The sequence below is a fragment of the Companilactobacillus insicii genome, from assembly GCF_003946015.1.
Taxonomy (GTDB): Bacteria; Bacillota; Bacilli; order Lactobacillales; family Lactobacillaceae; genus Companilactobacillus; species Companilactobacillus insicii.
In genome coordinates, this window is sequence record NZ_RHNU01000060.1 from 1 (window position 1) to 6322 (window position 6322).

Annotated in this window: 6 protein-coding genes; all 6 read right to left on the reverse strand. The window is 34.1% G+C overall.

Annotated elements, in window-relative coordinates:
* Positions 1-89 precede the first annotated feature (89 nt).
* Positions 90-473 carry a DUF1634 domain-containing protein gene (locus EKM79_RS12000; protein WP_125569116.1) on the reverse strand — a complete coding sequence of 128 codons (384 nt, stop codon included), beginning with the start codon at positions 471-473 and terminating at the stop codon, positions 90-92.
* Entirely contained in the window at positions 473-1315 is an 843-nt protein-coding gene (locus EKM79_RS12005) for a sulfite exporter TauE/SafE family protein (RefSeq protein ID WP_125569118.1), read from the reverse strand. The genes EKM79_RS12000 and EKM79_RS12005 overlap by 1 nt, the downstream gene beginning before the upstream one ends.
* Before the next feature lie 2 nt (positions 1316-1317).
* A complete protein-coding gene (locus EKM79_RS12010) occupies positions 1318-1797 on the reverse strand; it encodes a hypothetical protein (RefSeq protein WP_125569120.1) in 480 nt (159 codons plus the stop codon).
* A 9-nt stretch (positions 1798-1806) separates the two neighbouring features.
* Positions 1807-2712: an alpha/beta hydrolase gene (locus EKM79_RS12015; protein ID WP_164506088.1), complete on the reverse strand. Its 906-nt coding sequence runs from the start codon at positions 2710-2712 to the stop codon at positions 1807-1809.
* Positions 2713-2839: 127 nt separating this feature from the next.
* A complete protein-coding gene (locus EKM79_RS12020) occupies positions 2840-4036 on the reverse strand; it encodes an MFS transporter (protein ID WP_125569122.1) in 1197 nt (398 codons plus the stop codon).
* Positions 4037-4293: 257 nt separating this feature from the next.
* Positions 4294-5907 carry a helix-turn-helix domain-containing protein gene (locus tag EKM79_RS12025; protein WP_125569124.1) on the reverse strand — a complete coding sequence of 538 codons (1614 nt, stop codon included), beginning with the start codon at positions 5905-5907 and terminating at the stop codon, positions 4294-4296.
* Positions 5908-6322 lie beyond the last annotated feature (415 nt).

Consider the following 6322-nt stretch of genomic DNA (forward strand, 5'->3'; position numbering starts at 1 on the left):
GTGCATAAAAATAGGCATCCTCATTGAGGATGCCCATAGGCCAAAAATCATTCATCAATACTATTTGACAAAGAGCCGTTTTTTAAATCTTAACTACGATATCCCATCATCATAGCAAATATCAAAATAATTAAAACTGCAGTTGTAATAATAACGTATAAATTATCATGTTCTTTATAAAAGGCATAGATTGAAACAACAACACGAAGAACTGGTGTTAGGATCAACAAAAAGATTCCCAACATAATAACGGCGTACGACTTACCAGCAGCTATTCCTGAAAATATTGCAGAAAATCTTCTAGGAAAGTTTCCGTCATAACCGCCACCACCGTTGATGAAATACATAATGATTCCAATCATTACAACGATTGCGGAAGTTATAACGCCAATACGAAGTATCTTACCAATCACTAGTTCAACTTGTCGTGTTTCCTCATGCATTGATTTAATATCTGTTTTTTTATCAGGCATTAGAAGTTCACCCCAAATCCTTTAAGAACCATTTGTACTCCCATATATAAGATAATAGGAACAAAAATCATTCTAATAATTCTAGGTTTCAATACTTGCATTACACGTGCACCGATTAAAGCTCCAACTAGAACACCGATTGCCAATGGTCCAGCAATATCTGGTCTGATCGAACCATTAAAGAAATAAACCGTAGCACTAGCAGCAGCTGTAACACCCATCATCAAGTTACTAGTTGCACTTGAAGGCTTAAGCGGCATCTTCATAATTGTATCCATAGCAATAACTTTGAAAGCACCACTACCAATACCAAGCAATCCACTGGCAAGACCAGCAGCCCACATCATGATAAAACCACCAGGAACATTTTTCATTGAATAATCAACTTGCTTTTGTTCAGCTTTATCATAATAAGTGCTGGCTAAATTAAGTTTGTTAACAATTTTATCATCGCCAGTATAGATTGATTCACCTTTTTTATCCATTAGCTTACGAATCATATTGTAAGTTGAATAAAGTAAGAAGAAACCAAAAAGAACATATAAGAAAGTACTGGAGAAAACTCCGACTAATAAAGCACCCATAATGGCACCAACTGTGGTGGCGATTTCCAAGAACATAGCCACACGAAGATTCAGCATATCATCCTTTAGATAGGCGATTGTGGATCCGGAACTAGTAGCAATAACAGAGATGATACTGGCACCAATAGCATATTTAATATCAAGACCCATCATAATCGTCAAAATTGGCGTTATGATCATCCCTCCACCAATACCTAAAACGGCACCAAGACAACCCGCTGCTATTCCCATAACTAATAGTAGCAACATTGAATTCATAATTAATCTTCTTTCTCTACTTCGTTTTCATCTTTATTCTTGAAATTTTCAGCAGAAGTTTCATAGTTCTCTTTCATTATACTCATAGTTTGTTTAATTTCTGTATCATTTATTTCATTTTCTGAAATCAAATCAATGTGAAATCTCGAAGCATTTAAATAATCACAACGAGTAGATAAATAAACTTTAGTTTCAACTTCATCATCGTCATCGAAGAAATGTGTCACTTTTTTTGCATCATCAAATGGTAAATTAATAACACCGGATTCTACATAAAAATCAATTGGAAATTCTGAATCAACTACGTGAATCATAATTTGTGACAATTTGTTTTCAGAAAGATCTTTATCCATTTGTTCTTTGGCCTTGTTCAATGCCCAAGGAGATTCTTGTAGCAAGTCGTCTTTGCTAACTTCCAAACTAGTTTGATTAAATGTTCCTTCTGTAACTTTTTCAATAAAATCATTAATTTTGATTTTCATAACTTCCTCCTAAAGATAACGTTCCAAAAACTTTTCCACAGTTGTCTGATATTTCTTTGAATCGACATAATAACTTCTTATATGAACACCCAAACTATCATAAACCATTCTAGAAAAGTTTCCACAGGTGGATAACTTTTTTTCCATTTCAATTGGCACTGTAAAATCATTTGCTCCATGCATAAATAAAACAGGTAAATGATTCTTAGCTAACGCCTTTTGGCAATCAGCTTGACCATAAAAGAAACCGGCTCGAATCTTGGAAATGATTGAAGCTCCCTTTATAAGCCATAGTCCCTTTATTTTATAGCGCTTTTGACAATGATAACTAAGAATATCCTCTGCACTAGTATAGCCTGAATCCTCAATGACTGCTCTCACATTATCAGGTAATGACTCCCCTGATGTCAACATAACAGTTGCCGCACCCATTGAAGCACCAAACAAGACAATCTTATCATCTGGGCGACGCGCTACAACTTCATTGATCCAATCGATTAAATCACGACTCTCGATATAACCATACCCCATATATTTGCCTTCACTCTGACCTGCAGCTTGATTATCAATCTGCAAGACATTATATCCTAAATTATTAAATAACTGAGCATGGATATTGAGTGATGTATGATCTACCGCAAAACCGTGAACCAAAATAACAGTCACATCTGAATTATTTTGAGTGAACCAGCCGACCAATTTATTTCCGTTAAACTTTGATTTTATCATCCAAATGTCTTTTTTTAACTTTAAAAACTCATTAGTTTTTTCATCCAAACCAGGATCCCGCTTTATTTGTGGTGCTGTTCCACCTAAAGCTTTTGATCCACGTTTCTGAAGATATAAAAAAAGAGCGTTCAGAATTAGAACGACCAGAAGTAATACTATGATTATGATTGAAATTATAATCGTCATTAGTTTTTCTCCTTAAACGAGTTGCGAAAGCCAAATCTCTGCGCTTGCTACGGATAACGAATGCGTCACTTCGTGCCACATACGTTATCCTAGGCAATGCTCAAGATTTCTCGGCTTTCTCCACTCTCTAACCTAATTCTTTAACACTCTCCATAGCAAATGCTACAACAATCATCATAACCGTAATAGCAATAAATAAATGTGCAAATGACATCATCGTAATTACTAAACTACCCACATAAGGACCCAAAGCGCGTCCTAATGAACCAAAGATACTATAAAAACTTTGGAATGTCCCACGATTTTTGTTAGTAGACATTTTGCTTAATAAAGCTGGAATCGTTGGGAAAACAATTGATTCACCAATTGTAAGTATCAACATACTCAAAATATACATGCCATAAGTTTTAGCACCAGGCAATAGCGTGAATGACAAGCCCATAATGATTGTTCCTACAAAGATTTGATTCTTTAACAACTTAAATACTCTCGACGCAACACGATTCATTATTGGTTGAATAATTAACAGTGATACGGCGTTAAATGTAAAGACAAGTCCAAATTGACGTGTTGAGAATCCATTATCAATCATATAGATTGAAATATTGCTATCCCATTGAGAATATCCTAACCAAACAATAAAGATAGATAAACAAATAACTACTAAATTAAACTTGAATCTCTTGGCACCAATTTTTATCTTTGGATCTTCAACATCAGAACTAACATACTTGTTGTGAGATTGTCTCTCAAGTTCTGCTTCATTAGTTTGATCCAAGGCATTTCCTTTAAACAATAAAATAATAATACTTATTAAGAATAACAAAACTGGAATAAAGAATGTCAAAAAGATGCTGAGCTTAAAGATAAATCCAACTGCAGTTGAACCAACAGCAATACCGACATTAGCAGCCAAATACATAATATTGAATATTGTTCGACTATCTCCTACCATTTGCTCTGCCACAAAGGCTGTATAAGCATTAATTGCGGTATATGATAATCCCATTCCAAATCCTAAAATAACCAGCATGAACGCATATGTAGGCCATACATGATGAATTGACATGATAATCAATGAAGCAATTGCAATTATATAACCAGTATAAAGTGTTCCTCTCCTAGAAAAACGATCAAACAAAACTCCACCTAGGGCATTTCCAATCATCATAAAAATCGAATAAGCCATCAAAGCCAATCCCGCTGTCGTCAATGATTCATGTAAATTCTTGTGAATAAAAATCGTATTGACCGGCAAAATAAACCCCATCACCATATTAAAAGTAATGTTCAATATTAATAGCCAAATTCTTTGAGCACGCATCTTTCTCACCTCTTCGATAAATTTTTTTATATTTTTAGCAATAAAAAAACCATGGCATAATCAACCATGGTTTAAACGGTAGTACTCTAATGAGTAATCAGACAATTGGTTCACACAATTTCTGAAGATATCGCTCACTAATCCTGCGAGTGTTGCTTGATACCCTACCACAAGTGCCGTCCTAATTCGACGGCTCTCGACTCATCGCACGAGTTACATCATAATATGTTTTCAGAAAAAAAGCAACCAAAATGAAACTAAAGATTTGGATTCTGTGTAACTTTTTCTTCTGTCCAAATTTTATAAATAAGATTTAATAGGCCACCCATTTGTCCATCGACACCATTATACATCCAACGATAGACACAAGCGTCTTTACGCATCTGGTCTTCAGGTAAATTGTCACTATTAGCAGTCACAATAATATCTGCCTCACGTGGATCACTAACGATCTTGGCATATGGCAATGACTGTAATGTCACTGAAAGATCAGAATAAACTAAGAAGAATGATTCTAATTCCAAGTAAATCTTAACTTGAATATCCTTGTTGTATAGTGAGAAGAAACGGTAAGCAATAGCATAAATAGCCTCTGAAATAGCCTTTGATTTACCTTTAAGTGAATTGTACTTATCACGTAACATCAAATGTTGAACAGTAGAATCAATCTTGCTCTCCAAATTCTCATCATTAATCTTACTAATTGCGTCTCCAAATCCAGAATATAAGTTCAAGATTTCCATATAATTACGATCCAAGGCTAATACGCCAATGATACAAGTAGTTAGATTGTACTTGTAACGCAAAAATTCTTTATGTGATAGAGCCATGTCTGAAATTGTTTGCTCTACATCGATTGGAATAAGTTCCAAGAAATCATCTATAAAGTTTGCAAATAATGGATTATATCTAACTAACTGCTTAGATACAGATTGTAAGTATTCATCTGAAACTTCGAAAGTAGTTGGAACGCACATTAATAGAATGTAAAAATCTGCTGATTGGAACATTTGCTCCTCATAGCTAACATCTTCCTTAATTGCACGTTTTAATTCTCTAACCTTTGGACTACCAGTGTCACCTTCAAGCATTTCACTAGCACCCTCAAAGATATTAGGGAATGGATAATTAATCACATTCAAAGCATCCATATTTTGCATATGGTTACCACCGATAATTCTATATAGATGAGCCATAACTACATATGCATAGAATAATTTAGTAATTTGATTTGTTGGCTTCATACGATACTTATCTAATGCAATATCAACTACCTTAAAGGCAGTTTCCTTTGTAAAGTCCTCAAATGGCCAGACAAATCCTCTTGTAGCATTCCAATACAATGCGGCAATGGCTAAACGAATAGCTTCCTCATCGCCGACAAAGCGCATAGGTTCATAAGCGATTCGTACACCAAATCGCTTCAAATAACTTCTTACAGGTTTCAAGTGGCGCAATACCGTAGCTTTACTACTATTAAGATCTGTGTAGAATTGTTTAAATGATGTTTCTTTTCCTTTAACAATTGCATCTAAGAAGAGATAACCATCAGATCTTGTAGTCAAATACGCATGGTAACCGTCGCGCGTCACAGTGAACATTTCTTCAACTGAGTAATCTTTTTTACCCAATATATCATAGAAATCTTCTTGAATTCCTAAGAAAGTATTATAGACACTTCCGTAGCTCTTATTCATTTGATAAGCAGCCTTACGTAGATTAATGTCTTTCACAACTATATTACGATTGCGATACGTACCGATTAGATCGGCACTAGCCAATTGTGTAGTTCTGATCAATTTGATCTTATTAAACAATTGAATTTTTTCTATTTCCGATTTAGATAAGAATAAGTCAGTAAAACTATCCAATAATGCCACCCCCAGGTTAAATAAATTATATCATAGTAAAAAATTACACTTGTTTTTATTAATAAAATTAATAAATTTATTACTGATGAAAGCAAAAAAAATAAAACTTAGTAACCATTATTTTACTTTTTTTACATTCAATTCCCAACCTAAGTAATATAGGTGAATTTTTTGACAATAAATATAAAAATTAATTAGATAAAAAGAATTTTAATACACTTGTATCATTAAAATATTTTACGCCTAATATTAAATAAGTATAGAGTTTTCGTATTTTATTATATTACATTTTGACGACAAAAAAAGGAGGTCTGAATTAACAGACCTCCAACTGAATTGCGTGGCAGCTTCCTATCCTCGCGGGTAGTTTCCCACCAACTACTTTTGGCGTAAAGAAGCTTAACTTCTGTGTTCG

Bases quoted from the DNA above. Each gene is read 5' to 3' on its own strand.
- EKM79_RS12005 (WP_125569118.1), bottom strand. From the start codon at position 1,315: ATGAATTCAATGTTGCTACTATTAGTTATGGGAATAGCAGCGGGTTGT.
- EKM79_RS12020 (WP_125569122.1), bottom strand. From the start codon at position 4,036: ATGCGTGCTCAAAGAATTTGGCTATTAATATTGAACATTACTTTTAAT.
- EKM79_RS12010 (WP_125569120.1), bottom strand. From the start codon at position 1,797: ATGAAAATCAAAATTAATGATTTTATTGAAAAAGTTACAGAAGGAACA.
- EKM79_RS12000 (WP_125569116.1), bottom strand. From the start codon at position 473: ATGCCTGATAAAAAAACAGATATTAAATCAATGCATGAGGAAACACGA.
- EKM79_RS12015 (WP_164506088.1), bottom strand. From the start codon at position 2,712: ATGACGATTATAATTTCAATCATAATCATAGTATTACTTCTGGTCGTT.